The following is a 17639-nucleotide window of genomic DNA, read 5'->3' as shown; positions in this document are numbered from 1 at the left end:
GGAGTCAAACATATGAATGTTCAACAGTTGAAAACGATGATGCAGCTTCAAGCCTTGAACAATCTGGGGTCAGTATCTTCTATCCAGGGTACAGCCGGTCAATCGAATGATTTGTTTCAACAATTATTAACTCAAGCCCTGCAACCAAGCCAACAAAATATAGATTTGAATCAAACACTTGGAGCCGTGAATGGAGCCCTTCTGTCCCGATCCGCCATGTCGGCTCCTATAAACACCCACCCCCTTTCTGCTCTAAACAAGGCGAACAGTAATGCCCCTCATGAAATCGATGAAATCATCACCCGTGCAGCCGATCACTTCGGCATGCCCAAAAAATTGATTCAAGCCGTCATTAAACAAGAGTCCAATTTCAACCCGGATGCCGTCAGCCCTGCAGGCGCCACAGGATTGATGCAGCTCATGCCGAGCACCGCACGGGGGCTTGGGGTCAACAACATATTCGATGCCGAAGAGAATGTATTTGCCGGTACAAAATATCTAAAGCAAATGCTCGATAAGTACAATGGGGACATCCACCTTGCACTGGCAGCCTATAATGCAGGTCCCGGAAATGTGGATAAATACAACGGTATCCCACCGTTCAAAGAAACCACGTCCTATGTCAAAAAAGTAACGGATCGCTATTTCGCCTAACGATCCCCTCATCATTCATAAAGCTGGCCGCTCATTTCGTGGCCAGCTTTTTTATAGTCTCTTTTGTTAGTATTATCAGTATTCATTATTGCTAAAGTAGCAAGTGGTGGTTGATTTCCGCTGCAGGTGCTCGCTTTCCGCGGGGCTGGCGGTGAGCCTCCTCGGCTTCGCCTGCGGGGTCTCACCTGTCCAGCGTTTCCCGCAGGAGTCGAGCACCTTCCGCTCCAATCAACTTTATGGGAATGAGGGGCAAATCAACCAGCATACACATCGATAAAACATCTTTTTGAACCGTGTGATAATAAGATCCATATTTATTAATGTTTTTACTAGTAAGCTCTGTCACGGTATCTCTTTAAGATGGTGAGGGAAACGGTGTAGATCACACAGATGGTCCAATCGACCCTTATTGACTCTTCAGCCATAATTCCCACTATTTCATGGAATTTGGGGATAGAGTGAAAATAACAGGCTACACTAATTTAGGAATAATCAGTTGATGTAAGGCGATTTGTTTGAGATATGAAAGAATGCTTGCTAGAATAAACATACAATCTAAGGAAAAAGGAGTCATTCTTATGGTCGAGAAACCACAAATGCCTTATAATCTTATCGGCGAAAAGAAACTCTCCATGCTCGTTGAAGCCTTTTATAATAGAGTATCAAATCATCCCGAGTTAGCACCGATTTTTCCGGGTGATTTAACCGAGACAGCTCGTAAACAGAAACAATTCCTAACTCAATATTTAGGTGGACCGGCTCTTTATACAGAAGAACACGGACACCCCATGCTGCGTGCAAGGCACCTCCCCTTTCCCATCACAGAGTCACGGGCTAAGGCTTGGTTAAGTTGTATGCATGAAGCAATGGATGAGGTCAACCTAGAGGGTCCTGTAAGGGATGACTTTTTTCACAGACTCGTATTAACCGCCCATCATATGGTAAATACTGAAACACCCAAGGGTTCTTCCATTGACTAGAACAAATAGCTGGCATCACCTTAAAGGGTGTGGGCGTGACAAGAAACCTCTGGAAATATATATGTTTGTTGACCCTCTTTGCCCGGAATGCTGGGCGCTTGAACCAATCCTAAAGAAATTGCACATTGAGTATGGACAATACTTCCGGATCCGCTATATTTTAAGCGGACAGCTCGCCTCCTTAAACCTTGCGACGAAAAGGAAGCAGGAAGATCTGGCACAGCAATGGGATAAAACAGCGAGTCGCTCCGGCATGTCCTGTGACGGGAGCCTGTGGATTGAGAATCCGATTGATTCACCCTATCTCGCTTCATTCGCCATTAAAGCGGCAGAACTTCAAGGAAAGCACTCGGGGATCCGCTTTTTACGTTTTTTACAAGAGCGGTTATTCCTTCAAAAGCAAGACATCTCCAATATCGAGGTACTGAAGGAGTGCGCACAGGCAGCCAAGCTTGATCTAACTGAATTCATGAACGATATCAACTCTTCTTCCGCTTCCAAAGCATTTCAATGTGATGTCAAGATCACGTCTGAAATGGAAGTTGAGGAAATTCCGACGCTTGTCTTCTTCAATGAGAATATTGAAGATGAGGGATTAAAGATTACAGGATTGTATTCCTATGAGGTATACGTACACATCATTGAAGAAATGCTTGCAACAAAGCCAGAAAAGCAACCGTTGCCTCCACTGGATGTATTCATGAAGTATTATCGGGTTGTCGCATCGAAGGAAATAGCGGTTGTGTACGATCTATCGGTAGAAGAGGTAGAGAGACAAATGAAGAAATGGACACTTCAGCAAAAAGTAAAAAAGCTCCCTGCAAAGCACGGAACCTTTTGGAAATATATCAGTCAATAATTATTTTAAAATAATTAAACATCCCTATAAACAAGAAAAGCCGATGTTGTTTCCAACATCGGTTTTTCAATACGAACAAAGGGGATGGGAGAAATTTTTCACGGTCAAACAAAGGGGTATATGTTTGCTTGTGATCAACTTCACACTGATAATATATCATGTATCCACTTGTATTGGCAAGTTGTTTGTATGGTATTTCACAATATTGTCAAAATCGAAACATGTTCTCCATTTCCCCTTCATATACATGGTTATAAGACAACTTACGGAGGGAATGACTATGCTCGCAAAAATGAAATATGGAATCCTCCTTTTACTGATCGTAATCAGCTTCTTCATAAATATCCTTGGCCTTATGCACCTGGTACCTGTTTATATCACATCACCCATCCTCTTTCTCTCACTCCTCCTCTTCTTCCACTCCCTCGGAAACCGTAACCGCTTCAAGGGCTTCAAATCGATGAAATAAATGAGGGTCGGACCTATATGATCAAATATGCCAAATTAAAAACACCCCTCCTAAAGGTAACCCTTCAGGAGGGGTGTTTGGTTCCGTAGTGTTCTTTATTATTGCAACTTCTCAAGCAGTTCTTCCATTTCATTCAGCTTTTCTTCAAAGACTTTACAAGCATCTTCCACCGGTTTGGATGTTGTCACATCCACTCCTGCTTTTTTCAACACTTCAATCGGGTAATCGGAGCTTCCAGCTTTAAGGAAATCGATGTAGCGTTCCACTGCAGGCTCCCCTTCTTCCAGGATCTGTTGACTAAGGGCCGTTGCTGCCGAGAAGCCTGTTGCATATTGGTATACATAATAATTGTAATAGAAATGTGGAATACGGGCCCATTCCAGTCCAATCTCTTCATCAATCGAAATTTCTTCCCCGAAATATTTCTTATTCAGTTCATAATACTGTTTAGTTAAGAACTCTGAAGTCAAGGCCTCTCCTTCCTGGGCTTTCTTATGGATAAGATGCTCGAATTCAGCAAACATCGTCTGACGGAAAACAGTCCCTCTGAATCCTTCAAGATAATGATTCAACAGATACAACCTTTTCTTCTCATCATCGATCGTATTCAACAGGTAATCATTTAGTAATGCTTCATTGCAAGTGGAAGCGACTTCTGCCACAAAGATGGAATAATGACCGTACGTGTATGGTTGGGAGCTGCGGGTATAGTAACTATGGACACTGTGACCGAATTCATGGGCAAGGGTGAACAGATTATTTACATTATCCTGCCAATTCATAAGGATATAAGGATTGGTGCCATATGCCCCTGATGAGTAGGCACCACTTCTCTTACCTTTATTTTCGACTACGTCCACCCAGCGATTTTCAAAGCCCATTTTCAGCACATTGGCATACTCCTCACCGAGTGGCTTTAATCCATCGAGGATCATGTTCTGTGCTTCGTCATAGCTTATATCCATTTTGACTTCCTTCACGAGTGGAGTATAGAGATCATACATATGAACCTCATCCAGACCCAGCACTTTCTTCCGAAGCTTCACATAACGCTGAAGAAGATGAAGGTTTTTATTCACTGTATCAACAAGGTTATCATACACTTCTTCCGGAATATTGTTATTCGATAATGCCGCATGTCTCGCCGAATCGTAATGTCTGACGTTGGCGATGAAATTGTCTTTCTTCACCGCTCCGCTTAATGTAGAGGCGAATGTGTTTTCAAATTTCCCGTACGTTTCATACACCTTTTTAAAGGCATCTTTCCGGACACGGCGATCACTGCTCTCCAGGAATCGGATAAAACGACCATGTGTAATGTCCACTTCTTCCCCATTTTCATCTTTGATGCTCGGAAACTCAAGGTCCGCGTTATTCAGCATGCCGAATGTATTACTTGCAGCACTGAACACTTCAGATGCCTGGGCCAGCAGCGCTTCTTCTTCAGCGGAGAGAACATGTGGACGCTGAAGGTTGATTTCCTCTAAAGCGTGCTTATACTTCTTCAGTTCATCCTTCTCCTCAAGGAAACCATTCAGCTTCTCTTCGTCAATCGATAGAACTTCCGGCACCAAATAAGCAAACTTGCTTCCTAACTGGGTATAAAGACTTTTGGCACGGTCATCGAGACCCTGATAATAGGAATTGGTCGTATCCTGGTCATAGCGCATATGAGAATATGTATACACCTTCCCCATACGTTCCATTATTTCATCCTGGAAGGCAAATGCTTTATAAAGCTGATCTGCACTATCACCCAGTGTTCCCTTAAATTCGTCTGCTCCCTTTGACATTCCTTTGATTTCTTTATATTCTTTCTCCCATGCTTCATCACTTTTGAAAATATCTTCCAATCTCCACGTTAACGTTTCATCTACCTCTTTTCTTCCAGGCAGACTTTTAATAGCTGTATCTTTTGACATATACATCCTCCATTCTGAAATCTACAGAAAATTCCTTATAGTTACATTCTCTCTCATCTACCAATTTCCTGCAACAATACAATCTTTGTTACAGCTTTTTTAATATATGCTTCCTTTTAGGAAAAAAATCATGCCTATGCTGTTCGAAGGCTGAAAAATGATCCGGGCAGCTCCAGGGTTCAGTGAGTTGAAAAGCATCATTTATTTTTCTGAGAACCTGCACCTCTTCAAGTAATCTTAAATACCCGCTTGCGATAATCTTTATCACTTCTTCGCTTTTTAGGAGAGGAAAGGAACGGAGCTCGATATGTCCTTTGATGAGTCTCCCATTTAACGCTTTGCACACACTCTCCACTGAGAAAAGACGGTCTTTTTTCAAACAATCTTTCCATACATAATATTGCCACTCTACTTCGTGATTTCTGATATGAATGCCATGGGGAATGACAGGAAGGCCGATATACAGGGGCAAATACAAAAACGTATCCCCTTCCTCGTACACTTCCCTTAAGAATACATCTGTTCTCGCCTTCTTATAATGAATTTTATTGTATATCCACTTGGTTCTAAAATCGTTCCATTTAGATAAAGAGTAGGGAGGATGAACCGGTTCATTCGGAATGGAAGGAGGAAGTGTGAACTCAGAAACGGGGATGGTGATGGGCGCTCCACTCATAAATGCCGTACCTGATACCGGAAGGAGATGGGTGTATAGTTGAAAGATGCTTCTATCCGGGAGAAACTGAAGGAGAAAATAATCCAATGATGGAGAGTATCGGATAAAAGCTTGTTGGAAGGACGTTAGATTCAGGAGCTTTTTGGACTTAAGGGGCTGGGTCAGGATCCAGAAGGGGGTAATCCTCCGTCGATGATAACCTCGAGTGCGTTGCACTATATCTGAAATCGGTATGGTTGAACACTGAATCTCGATGGCAATCTCTGCTGTATCTGTTTTCACATAAATATCTGCGACTTGCTTAAGCTCTCTAATATAATGTTCGAGACTCACTTGATTATAGAGGGAGCTGATCCTGTCATATAAAAGCTGCTTACTTAAGAGATGTTGAGGAGTCTCACCCCTCATCAACTCGCAATCAGCGCGGGACCTATGGGCAAAATGGGGTATGTTGCGGCTACCGATTCTCATGGTCAGTATAGAAGAACAATGGGGACAGACAAATGAGACATCTTTCCTTCTTAACCCTCTCAATTCCTCCCTTGAATGATGGATTGTAGTAAATACTTGCTGGTTTAATAATGCTGTTAACATAGAACACCTCCTTCTGTTATCATTCGACATAAATCATGAAAATCCTGCATAAACAAAGCCCTCAAGCAAAAAACACTTGAAGGCTTCACTCTATAACAATGGAGACATCAGTCGGGAAGTGGATTCCAAGATCCTGTATCCCATATGTCGCTTCTGAAATTCTTCCAGCTGCAATTCTTCCGATTCCTCCAGGTCATGTAAATATTCTTTTACAATGGAGGAAGTGCTTTCTGTTTTATACAGAAATGCATTCACTTCAAAATTCAAGTGAAAACTTCTCATATCCATATTTGATGTTCCGATTGATGCCATTTCTTCATCTACAATCACGATTTTACTATGCATGAACCCTTTTTGATACTCGAATATGCGGGCCCCGGCTTCCAGAAGATCAGGAAAATAAGAGCGGGAGGCATGGAATACAATCCGTTTATCCGGTTTATGGGGAACCAGTAGTCTCACATCCACACCACTTAAAGCGGCAATCTTAAGAGCTGAGAAAATATCTTCATCCGGAACGAAATATGGAGAAGCTACCCACACACTCTTTTTCGCCGACGTGATCATCGAGAAGAATATATTCTTTAATACGCTCAATTCATTGTCAGGTCCCCCCGCAATCATCTGTACTCCACCGTCGTTCGCATTTTCAAGAGGATCAGGACTTAAATATCCAGGTGTTAAGAAGTCATCGTTCGTCATATAATACCAATCCTGCAGGAAGATCAGCTGTAAGGTCCGAACCGCTTCTCCCCTTACAAACAGGTGAGTGTCCCTCCAGAAACCGAAGTGAGGATTCTTTCCTAAATATTCATCACCAATATTAAGTCCTCCCACAAATCCGATACTCCCGTCGATTACAATGATTTTACGGTGATTCCGAAAGTTGAATTTGTTGTTCAGCACAGGGATCTTGACAGGGCCGAACGCAACCACTTCAACACCTGCACCTTTTAGATCATTTATGTAGTCCTTTGATAATTGCCAGGCCCCGACGGCATCGTAAAGGAAGCGTATTTTGACTCCATTATTAGCACGCTCAATTAGGATGTCCTTAATCTGATTTCCAATTTCATCATGACGTACAATATAATACTCCATATGAATATGATGCTTTGCCGTCTTTAACCACTTTAGAATTTCACCAAATGTTTCATTTCCATTAGTAAGGAGTTTTGTTTCACTTGAAAAAGATATGGCGCTGTTCCCGATTCTTTGCGCAAGCTGAAAATGCTTCTCTTGAAATAAACCAAACATATCAGCGTTTATTTCTTTAGGACCAGGTTCAAATTTATTATACGTTTCCTGATCCAATATGTACTTCTCCTTATACATCTTCTCTTTTCTGTAGTTACGGCCAAATAATAAGTAAAAAATGAAGCCCAAAAACGGGAATGCTCCTAATACGACGAGCCATGTCAGGGTTTGGGCTGGATGACGATTTTCAAAGAAAATGAGAAACCCAATGACAATGACCGAGAATGTAAAGACAATACTAAAATACTTCACCATGCCCGAAAGATATTGATCAAAATAAAAAATATAACTTAATGCCAGGACAGCAATAAACAAAAGGACTCTTACTGTATTCTTCATATATATGACACCTTCCACCGGCTTAATGTTTCAAAAATTAAAACCCTTATACAGAGAGTGGATATAAAAAATACCGATTTCTATATGAAACCGGTATTAATCCTTACGAAAAGTGTTCACTTAACGTCTCAAAGACATGGTCATGGATGACCACTTTGCCATACTCTTCAAGGCGATGAACGGTCATTCGTGACTCATCAGCATATTCAAGCAGTATACTCAACGTATTGTCGATATCTTCTTCAGAAAAGTGTTCTTCAGAAAATTTAACATAAATAAAATATCTATCTTCGAATGCAAGCAGCTTTGTTTCTAAATGCTCCATAGGCATGTCTTTCAATCGTTGGGATAGAGAGATCGCATCTTCGAAATCATTGAATTTCAACGTGAAGTCCAATGCTACTTCTGCTTCCCCATCCTGATCCTGTTTGATTTGGAAATGCTGATCGAGAAGATCCTCTATACGCTCATCGACAGGAAGTTCCTTGAGCTTATCCTCTGGAATGGGAAGCTCGAATCGCTGGCCATCCTTTGAGACCTGAGCTCTTGTTACAAGTACTTCAAGCCCTTTGTCTAAAGCCTGAACTTGAATCCAAAGCGGTCCTTCAATTCCGAAATCTTCTTCCTGATGAACCTCATCCATCATTTCCCAGAAGAGCTCTTCACTCCGTTCGCGATTATACCAGATCTCCTCACGGTCAAATCCGCGATCTTCTATATCCCCGTAAGAAATATAGAATTTGACTGTATTTTCATTAATGCGCTCGATTTCCAATTAACACCTCTCCCTTCTTGCATGATGTTAGTGAAGGGACTACACCCTCTGAGCTCTTTCGCTCCATTGCTGGTGAAGATAGAAGATACATTTAGGTTAGTTTGTACCTTGTACTTCTATTTTATGATAAAACCTCAGTAAATGGAATTAAACTAACACCCATTTTTTCTCACAAATTCCTCTAGGTGTTTTTGACATTTTAGCGGATATTTGCAGAAAATTCAAGTGATAAAACTTATTCTAATATAAAGAGACTGACCCGAAAGGAGACGCAACGTTCCTTAAAGGGTCAGCCCCTTTTACTTATATATTCCCATACTTAGAAAAGGATACTTTAGTTTACCATTCTTTGAGCTTCGAGAAGTTGGAATGTCCGAACCTTTCTTGGAAGGAAACGTCTGATCTCATCTTCATTGTATCCGACCTGAAGACGCTTTTCATCCAGGATGATCGGACGTCTTAAAAGTCCGGGGTTTTTTTGAATCAATTCGAACAGCTCTTGAAGTGGTAAAGTTTCTAGGTCTACATTAAGCTTTTGAAATGTTTTAGAACGGGTTGAAATGATTTCATCTGTTCCATCCTCAGTCATACGAAGGATTTCTTTGATTTCATCAATGCTTAATGGCTCAGAAAATACGTTACGTTCGGTATATGGAATCTCATGCTCTTCTAACCAAGCTTTTGCCTTACGACAAGATGTACAACTAGGTGAAGTGAATAATGTAACCACGAATCATTCACACTCCCTTAAGGAATTTTTATAATATAGAGTATTTTATTTAAACGCCGTTAATTAAAATTAGTTTAAATAAGAAATCTCTATTATGTATTATACATGAATTACAGTCCCATGAACATAGTTTTAACTAATTTGTCAAATTTCCTATACAGAGGTTTAACATAGCTAAATATTCTGTTTCTATTAAGGGTTTACCCGGTACAACATGATCCTAAACATGATATTGAACATTTCCATTTTTTCATTTAGAAAACCTTATTGCGAATAGGCAATAAGGTTTTTCTTGGTTTAAAGATCTTTTAATACATCCCCATCACGTTCTTCATCTTTCTTAAGAACTTCTTCGACGGGTTGATAAGATGCACCATAAAATTTATGGTCCTTGTAGGTATGAATGAGCTCGTATGTTTTTTTCATGGATTCGAAGATAAGATCTTCAGATTCATGTCGGGGAGCCCAATATAGGATTTCCATTTCATTTATTTCGTTTGTGGCGAGTGAACGGCGGGCATATCCAATGCTGACGGCGTGTTCGAAGCCTTCACGCTTGTAGAATTTCAACCGTTTCTCTGTGTCAGTGTCATCGTAGTTCACCGGTTCGACTTCCAAAATGATCGCTTTCTTCTTTTCTTTTAACTGATCGAGTAATTTATGGCCCAGACCTTGTCCACGGGCATCCTTTGAGACAAAGAGATAATCGATAAAGATAAAGTCTTCAAGTTCGACGTACATGAGTACATGGTGGGGCCCTTCATCTTTGTGATAGATGTCGCTTCTTTCTTTTAACAGAGATTCAAGATGTTCTTTTGATTTCATTTCCTCTACAGGGAAATATTGATTTAATTTTTCATACCAGTGCATGGATCTACTCCTTTGATTGAATTTTTAAGAGACATTGACTAACGTGATACCATTATCATTCTCAGAAAAAAATAGGTTTATGTTAGATGTTAGTCTTATCCGTGGGATAATCGTACGGAATCACAGGCTGTACGCCTATGAAGAGGGTAATGTGGTTGAAAGCGGTTAATCTTACCAATACTTTAATGATAACAATATTTGAACTCTTTTTCAAATGGAAAGCAATGCTTCGGTCCCGGATTCTCCTTAAACGAGAAAAAAGACTGACCTGCATGGTTCTGAGGTCAGTCTCTTCTATTAAGGAGTGTAGTCAACACCTTCAGTATAGGAATTACCTGCATCCCACAGAAGGAATTCATTGATTCCTTGATCATTCAACGCTTTGATCTGCGCCTCTACTTCTGCTTTTCCATAAGGTTTATAGTTTCCGCTGCCAAGCCAGGAGGCGGTGAAATCCTGAAGCCATGGCCTTGAGATCGGCTTATTTTTCAGGTCAGCTATTTTCGCTTTTTCTACCTTGGAGTATTCCGTTACCAGTTCGTACGGCTGTAGATCCGGTTTTGCAATTCCGAAATAAGGTGTCCAATGACTTGGATAAATCATGGATGAAATGACATCCACATTCTCAGATATCTTCGAGAAATTCTGGCCGATACCAGGTGCCTCCGGAAGAGTTGCCGTATACCCGAAAATATCAACGGATACTTTCACTCCATATGGTTCCAGCTTTTTATGAGCATATTCCACAAAATCAGTAACGGCATGTACACGTTTCTGTACATTATCACTGTCTTCCTTCGCATACTCCCCTCCATTATAAGTGAGTTCATCATCACGCTTCTCGAATCCTTCAGGGAATCGGACGTAATCGAACTGGATTTCCTGGAAGCCCATTTTTGCTGCTTCAATGGCGATGCCTACATTATAATCCCATACTTCTTTGAGGAATGGGTTGACGAAGGAGTCCCCTCCTCCATTTGACCATACCTTATCTCCGTCTTTAAATGATAAGTCAGGCCGCTGATTCGCGAGCACCGTATCCTTAAAAACCACGACACGTGCAATCGGATAGATTTTCTTTTCTTCTAAAGTCTTTAACATCGCTTTGGGATCTTTGATATATGGCTGACCCACTTTAGCATACGGGGAAGACTCTTCCGGTTCATATGTTACATTCCCTACGTCATCTTTAATATCAATGACCATGGCATTCAAATCTGTATTATCCATTAATTTCGTAAGAGTATCAAAACGGGCTCCGCCAGCTGAATGTGCCGTGACATATACCCCTCTTACCGCATCCGGATAATCGAAGTTTAGTCCGGAATCATAGACAAATCGTGGCATTGGGCTTGTAATCTCTTTTTTACTCATTGAAAAAGCTCTCTTCTCATGTTTTACCGGACCATCTTCAGCTGCACTTGCTGACTGGAAGGGCAAGATGCACATTGTGACTACACATAAAGATGTCGCTACCTTACTCCATTTCAAAATGAACCTCTCCTCTATTAAGTATGCTATCTAGTAAATTATGTAACTCCTTATCCTATTCTAACAAGGAAATTACTTGAAAGAAAAGGGTTATTCCACCTAGTCTGTCGAAATTTCCAAGGAAATGAATATTCTTCAATATATAGTATGAATCATCTTAAGAATTAGACTTTATCAACGGAAAAAGCTCCCCTCATTGAAGGGAGCTTTTGTTATCCTCTTAGCTTTTGTATGATGCTTGATATTGTGCAAATTCTTTCTCGGAACAGTAAACGAAATGTCCCGGGACCACTTCACGCATTTCAAGATTGTCATCCTCTGTATAGTTATGAACAGAAGGATTGTACTCTTTTCTCCTGCGGGTGCGCTCATACTCTGGATCCGGTAACGGAATCGCTGATAGAAGCGATTGAGTATAAGGATGAAGCGGATTTTTGTACAGGGCGTCACTTGTTGTCAACTCTACAAGCTTCCCATAATACATAACACCAATCCGGTCACTGATATACTTCACCATGGAAAGGTCATGGGCGATGAAAAGATAAGTTAATCCTTTTTCCTTTTGAAGCTCCTGCATCAGATTGACAACCTGCGCCTGAATCGAAACGTCAAGGGCTGAAATCGGCTCATCGGCAATGATGAAATCAGGATCTACAGCAAGCGCACGGGCGATCCCGATACGCTGACGTTGTCCCCCTGAGAACTCATGAGGATAACGTCCGGCATGTTCCTTGTTAAGTCCCACTGTTTCAAGGAGCTCATGAACTTTCTTCAGGCGTTCTTCCTTAGAAGTAGCTAATCCATGAATGTCAATGCCTTCAGCAATGATATCCGCTACCTTCATACGGGGATTTAGACTCGCATAAGGATCCTGGAAGATCATTTGCATTTTACGATTGAATTTCTTTAATTGAGAGCGTGACTTCTTCCCGTGAACATCCTCACCGTTAAAAAGAACCTGCCCGTCTGTTGCATCATAAAGACGGATGATCGTACGGCCTGTCGTTGATTTTCCACAACCGGATTCTCCAACAAGTCCAAGGGTTTCCCCTTTGTAAATATCAAAGCTGATATCATCTACCGCTTTAACCATATTCGGTTTTCCCGGATTAAAGTACTGCTTTAAATTTTTAATTTCAAGTAACTTTTCTGCCATTATGAACGAACCCCCTCAACAAGTACCGGCTCTCTATAATTTGAAGGCATTAGTCTCTGCCTAACTTTCACTGCTTCTGGCGGCTCTACTTGGGGAGCGCTTGGATGTAATAACCATGATTTCACGTAGTGAGTGTCTGATACTTGATAATATGGCGGTTCCTGTTCAAAATCCACTTTCAATGCATATTCACTTCGGAGAGCGAATGCATCCCCTTTTGGAGGATTCAGTAAATCAGGCGGAGTACCAGGAATCGCTACAAGCTCCTGTTCACCTTCCGTGTCGGTTGTCGGCATCGAACCGATTAATCCCCATGTATACGGGTGACGAGGGTCGTAGAAAATCTCATCGACCGTTCCCGTTTCTACAATCTGACCACCATACATGACCGCTACACGATCCGCAACGTTCGCCACCACTCCAAGATCATGGGTGATGAAAATGATGGATGTTTCAATTTTATTTTGAAGGTCCTTCATCAGCTCAAGGATCTGTGCCTGAATCGTAACGTCCAATGCTGTTGTCGGTTCATCGGCAATAAGGATTTTAGGATTACATGCAAGAGCGATGGCGATGACGACACGCTGACGCTGTCCACCTGAAAACTGATGCGGATATTGCTTAAAGCGGGTTTCAGGGCTAGGAAGACCAACCAGCTTCAATAATTCAATCGCGCGTTTCTTTGCGTCATTTTTATTCATGTTTTGATGCTTTACAAGTGGTTCCATAATCTGTTTCCCGATTGTCATCGTTGGATTTAAAGAAGTCATCGGATCCTGGAAGATCATCGAGATATCTTTACCACGGATTTTTTGCATATCTTTTTCGGGAAGCTTCGCTAAATCTTTCCCTTCAAAGTGGATCTCCCCGCCTTTAATGAATCCCGGCGGGTTTGGAATCAATCTCATAAGGGCTTTCGTCGTTACGGACTTACCTGAACCCGACTCCCCTACAATCGCTAATGTTTCACCTTTATCTAAATGGAAATCTACACCCCGGACAGCCTGTACTTCTCCTCCATGCGTATTGAAGGAGACGTGTAGATCTTTCACTTCTAAAATTTTCGACATTATATTATCTCCCTTCCATTACTTACGCATTTTCGGATCAAGTGCGTCACGCAGTCCATCAGCCATTAAGTTGAAGCTTAGAATAACTAATGATATGATAGCTGACGGTACAAGCATCATATGAGGATATGACTGGATAGATCTGTAACCATCATTAACCAATGACCCTAGAGACGCCCTTGGTGGAGCGATCCCTAACCCGATAAAGCTTAAGAATGCTTCTGTGTATATTGCAGCAGGAACCGTGAACATTGTCGTAATGATGACAGGTCCCATTACATTCGGCAGCAAGTGTTTAAAGATCAAACGATTACTGCTTGCCCCTAAAGTGCGTGAAGCAAGGACGAATTCCTGATTCTTTAATTGAAGAACTTGACCGCGGACAATCCTTGCCATACCGGTCCAACCGGTTATGACCATCGCCATCGTAATCGAGAAAATACCAGGCTCAAATATCAGGATGAAAAGGATGACAACAATCAGATTAGGAATCCCCACTAAAATTTCAATGATACGCTGCATAATGTCGTCGACTCTTCCGCCGTAGTATGCCGAGATCCCCCCGTATGAAATTCCGATAAGGAAATCAATTACAGCAGCAAGCAACCCAATATATAAAGATACCCGTGTTCCATTCCAAGTACGTGTCCAAAGGTCACGTCCGAGGTCATCTGTACCAAACCAATAATTCTCTTTGATTTGTCTCGATTCATATACATCAAATCCGTCAGCATCTTTACCGTCGAACGGGAGCCAACCGATACCTGAAAGCGCTTCAATTTTCGGAGGCAGCTTAGCGTGGCGAATATTTTGATCACTGAATTTGTATTCGTTCATTCCGGGTCCGAATATCGCAAAGAATGCGATGATGAGAGTGATGATGATCCCAATGATTGCTCCTCTGTTCTTTCTAAGACGGAGCCATGAATCTTGCCAGAAATTGAGACTTGGTCTCTCTATCTTCTCTGCTGCATCTTCATTAGCCATCTGAGGTTGAAAGAGGTCTGGACTTAGTTGTTCTAACTTCTTTTTGTTTGCTTCCATTATTTCTTCCCTCCAGCTAAGCGAATACGCGGATCAATGATTCCATATAGGATATCTACCAAGAAGATAACACCAATGAATAAAGCACTAAAGAAAAGGGTAATACCCATAATGACCGTGTAATCGTTCGTGTTGATTGATAATACGAATTGCTCACCAAGACCAGGCACCGCAAAAATTCGCTCAACCACTAATGCCCCGGTCATAACGGCTACTGTCATCGGTCCAAGAATGGTGACAATCGGAATCATCGCATTACGGACGCCATGCTTTACAATCGTACCGGTTTTTGAAATCCCTTTAGCAGTTGCTAGTAAAATATAATCAGAGTTTAATATTTCAAGCATCTCTGTACGCATAAAACGTGCTATTGTTGCAACAACACCTACAGTTAGAGCCAGTGTAGGGAGAATCGTATGCTTGTACTCCCCCCAAAGGGCTACAGGCAGCCATTCCAATTTGACACCAACATAGTACTGAAGTAATCCTGCAAATACAAATGAAGGAACAGAAATCCCCAATACCGCTAATGTTGTGGATCCATAATCAACCCAAGTATTGTGTCTGATTGCGGCTATTATTCCTATCAGTAAACCTAAAAGAGTACCTAAAACCATTGCTTGGAATCCAAGAAGTGCGGAAGGACCAATACGGTCGCCAAGAATTTGTGTTACAGGACGATTATCATATTGGAAGGACAATCCCAAATCTCCTTTCGCCAGCCCAACCATATAGTTGATATATTGCTCTGGCAGCGGGTCGTTGAGACCGTATTTATCCAGGATGATTTGTTGTTGTTCCGGAGACAGCCTTTCTGTGTTTTGCAGTGGAGATCCAGGCAGGAGCTTCATCAGAAAGAAAGTGGCGGTTGCAATGATAAGCAAAGTGATGATCATATAAACGATACGTTGAATAGTATATCTGACCATTCTTTAGCCCCCCTTTTTTATCTTATTTTTCTACATTTTTAATTATAGCTATTTTCGACAAATTTTCAATGTATTTTTACTTTTTTGATAATTATCGACATTCACTGGAAAAGGAGAGCATATGCTCATGCATACGCTCTCCCTTTAAAGGTGTGTCTACTGAGTTAATACTTACTCAATCGAAGCCCATTTGTATGAATTATCTGCACCAAATGAATGGCGTAGAACATTCTTAACATACGGACGCTCTAGATAAGAAACACCAGCTTGGTACATTGGGCTGATCGCTTGATCATCAAACAGGATCTTTTCTGCGTCAACCATTGCCTGCCAACGTGCATCTAAATCGTCAAGAAGTTCACCTTTAGCTTGTTCAACTTTCTTGTCATACTCAGGATTAGAGTAACCCATTTGGTTATGAGCACCGTCAGTCACGAACATGTCAATGAAAGTCATTGGATCTGGATAGTCAGGACCCCAACCAGCGAATGAGAAGTCATATTGACCTTTTGATTCTAATTCAAGCTTTTGCTTAAATGGTTGAGCTTTGATCTTAACCGTTAATCCTTCAAGGTTTTGCTCAAGTTGCTCTTTTAAGAATTCACCGATTTTCTTAGAGTTGTCAGAGTCATAGTTTAATAATTCTAATTCAATAGAATCTTTACCTAACTCTTCTTTTGCTTTAGCCCAGTAATCTGCAGCTTTCTTAGCGTCAAATTCGCCGAAATCGCCTACCGCTTCACGGTACTCAGTACCATCAGGACCCGTTACGAAATCTTTTGGTACTAAGTAGTACGCAGGGATCGATCCGTCATTAAGAAGTACGTCAACCATACCTTGCTTGTCATAAGCAGCATCGATTGCTTTACGAGCGTTAACGTTTTTCAGTACTTCATTACCCTGGTTTAAACGAAGGAAGTAGACAGACGTTTCAGCTCTTGTTTTAAAGTTTTCATCAGATTTGTATTTATCAACAAATTCAGCTGAAAGTGTAGCGATATCCGCTTTGTTTGTTTCAAAAAGGTTTACACGCGTTGCAGTATCTTTTACGATGTTGAAGTTAACTTCTTTCAGCTTAACTTTATCTGCATCCCAGTAATCGTCATTTTTTGATAATTTGAAGCTTTGTTCATGCTTCCACTCAGAAAGTGTGAATGGACCGTTATACACAACCGTGTCAGCTTCAAGACCGAATTTGTCGCCTTGCTCTTCCACGAATTTTTGATTTTGAGGATAGAATGTTGCGAAAGAAAGTAGAGCTTTGAAATATGGTACCGGTGTTTCAAGCTGTATTTCTAATGTTTTGTCATCAGTAGCTTTAATACCTAATTCTTCAACTGGAACTTCACCAGCATTAACTTTAGCAGCGTTTTTGATATCGTACATGATGTACGCATACTCTGCACCAGTGTCAGGGTTTAAAGCTTTTTGCCAAGAATAAACGAAGTCGTTAGCCGTAACAGGATCCCCGTTGGACCATTTCGCATCACGGATCTTAAACGTGTATGTTTTACCATCTTCGCTTACTTGTGGCTCTTCTGCAGCCATACCAAGTACAGGCTCGTCATTTTCACCTAAACGGTAAAGACCTTCAAATACGTTGTTCATTACGTTGAATGACACTGAGTCAGTAGCCAGAGTAGAGTCCATTGATGGGATCTCGGAACTCTCTACCAAATTAAGTACTTGTTCTTTCTTTTCGTCAGAACCGCCTGCACCTGATCCTTCTTCATTGCCTTCAGTCTTCTTGTCGCCGCCACATGCAGCCAAGAAAGTACTTAGAGCCAGAAGAAGAACCAGCAAGAATGAAAACTTTTTCTTCAT

16 protein-coding genes are annotated in these 17639 nt (G+C 41.4%); 4 read left to right on the top strand and 12 right to left on the bottom strand.

Going from position 1 to position 17639, the window contains the following annotated elements; translation table 11 throughout:
- The first annotated feature begins 12 nt into the window (after window positions 1-12).
- From AC0VXY_RS07750 to AC0VXY_RS07735, 4 genes are all read left to right on the top strand, one after another.
- Entirely contained in the window at window positions 13-654 is a 642-nt protein-coding gene (locus tag AC0VXY_RS07750; protein WP_475527464.1) for a lytic transglycosylase domain-containing protein, read from the top strand.
- Window positions 655-1232: 578 nt separating this feature from the next.
- Window positions 1233-1634 (top strand): globin domain-containing protein, encoded by a 402-nt coding sequence (locus AC0VXY_RS07745; protein WP_475527463.1) that lies wholly within the window; start codon window positions 1233-1235, stop codon window positions 1632-1634.
- A gap of 61 nt (window positions 1635-1695) precedes the next feature.
- Complete coding sequence (locus tag AC0VXY_RS07740) at window positions 1696-2493, top strand: ClpXP adapter SpxH family protein (RefSeq protein WP_475527462.1); 798 nt, start codon at window positions 1696-1698, stop codon at window positions 2491-2493.
- Window positions 2494-2773: 280 nt separating this feature from the next.
- Window positions 2774-2962: a hypothetical protein gene (locus AC0VXY_RS07735; protein WP_435991864.1), complete on the top strand. Its 189-nt coding sequence runs from the start codon at window positions 2774-2776 to the stop codon at window positions 2960-2962.
- A 98-nt stretch (window positions 2963-3060) separates the two neighbouring features.
- Here the strand turns inward: AC0VXY_RS07735 and pepF are convergent, their stop codons facing one another.
- The 12 genes from pepF to AC0VXY_RS07675 all read right to left on the bottom strand — a co-directional run bounded on the left by pepF (window position 3061) and on the right by AC0VXY_RS07675 (window position 17639).
- On the bottom strand, window positions 3061-4884 hold the full coding sequence (gene pepF, locus AC0VXY_RS07730; RefSeq protein ID WP_475527461.1) for an oligoendopeptidase F: 1824 nt from the start codon (window positions 4882-4884) through the stop codon (window positions 3061-3063).
- A gap of 88 nt (window positions 4885-4972) precedes the next feature.
- Window positions 4973-6154, bottom strand: a complete 1182-nt coding sequence (locus tag AC0VXY_RS07725; protein ID WP_475527460.1) for a competence protein CoiA — start codon at window positions 6152-6154, stop codon at window positions 4973-4975.
- Between the two features lie 90 nt (window positions 6155-6244).
- The gene (cls, locus tag AC0VXY_RS07720; RefSeq protein ID WP_435991870.1) at window positions 6245-7750 is read right to left on the bottom strand and encodes a cardiolipin synthase; all 1506 of its coding nucleotides are present in this window, start codon (window positions 7748-7750) and stop codon (window positions 6245-6247) included.
- A gap of 103 nt (window positions 7751-7853) precedes the next feature.
- A complete protein-coding gene (gene mecA, locus AC0VXY_RS07715; RefSeq protein WP_435991872.1) occupies window positions 7854-8525 on the bottom strand; it encodes an adaptor protein MecA in 672 nt (223 codons plus the stop codon).
- Between the two features lie 334 nt (window positions 8526-8859).
- Window positions 8860-9255, bottom strand: a complete 396-nt coding sequence (gene spxA, locus AC0VXY_RS07710; RefSeq protein ID WP_032089161.1) for a transcriptional regulator SpxA — start codon at window positions 9253-9255, stop codon at window positions 8860-8862.
- 297 nt (window positions 9256-9552) lie between these two features.
- Complete coding sequence (locus AC0VXY_RS07705) at window positions 9553-10125, bottom strand: GNAT family N-acetyltransferase (protein WP_475527459.1); 573 nt, start codon at window positions 10123-10125, stop codon at window positions 9553-9555.
- A gap of 297 nt (window positions 10126-10422) precedes the next feature.
- Complete coding sequence (locus tag AC0VXY_RS07700; protein WP_475527837.1) at window positions 10423-11574, bottom strand: putative glycoside hydrolase; 1152 nt, start codon at window positions 11572-11574, stop codon at window positions 10423-10425.
- 262 nt (window positions 11575-11836) lie between these two features.
- A complete protein-coding gene (locus tag AC0VXY_RS07695) occupies window positions 11837-12772 on the bottom strand; it encodes an ABC transporter ATP-binding protein (protein ID WP_435991876.1) in 936 nt (311 codons plus the stop codon).
- Complete coding sequence (locus AC0VXY_RS07690) at window positions 12772-13842, bottom strand: ABC transporter ATP-binding protein (protein WP_435991878.1); 1071 nt, start codon at window positions 13840-13842, stop codon at window positions 12772-12774. The genes AC0VXY_RS07695 and AC0VXY_RS07690 overlap by 1 nt, the downstream gene beginning before the upstream one ends.
- Before the next feature lie 18 nt (window positions 13843-13860).
- Window positions 13861-14886: an oligopeptide ABC transporter permease gene (gene opp3C, locus AC0VXY_RS07685; RefSeq protein WP_475527458.1), complete on the bottom strand. Its 1026-nt coding sequence runs from the start codon at window positions 14884-14886 to the stop codon at window positions 13861-13863.
- Window positions 14886-15815: an oligopeptide ABC transporter permease gene (gene opp3b / locus AC0VXY_RS07680; RefSeq protein WP_475527457.1), complete on the bottom strand. Its 930-nt coding sequence runs from the start codon at window positions 15813-15815 to the stop codon at window positions 14886-14888. The genes opp3C and opp3b overlap by 1 nt, the downstream gene beginning before the upstream one ends.
- 171 nt (window positions 15816-15986) lie before the next feature.
- Window positions 15987-17639: a peptide ABC transporter substrate-binding protein gene (locus AC0VXY_RS07675; RefSeq protein WP_475527456.1), complete on the bottom strand. Its 1653-nt coding sequence runs from the start codon at window positions 17637-17639 to the stop codon at window positions 15987-15989.

The organism is Rossellomorea sp. QJM3NY_18 (genome assembly GCF_056173145.1).
This window is presented reverse-complemented; position numbering and strand designations above follow the sequence as displayed.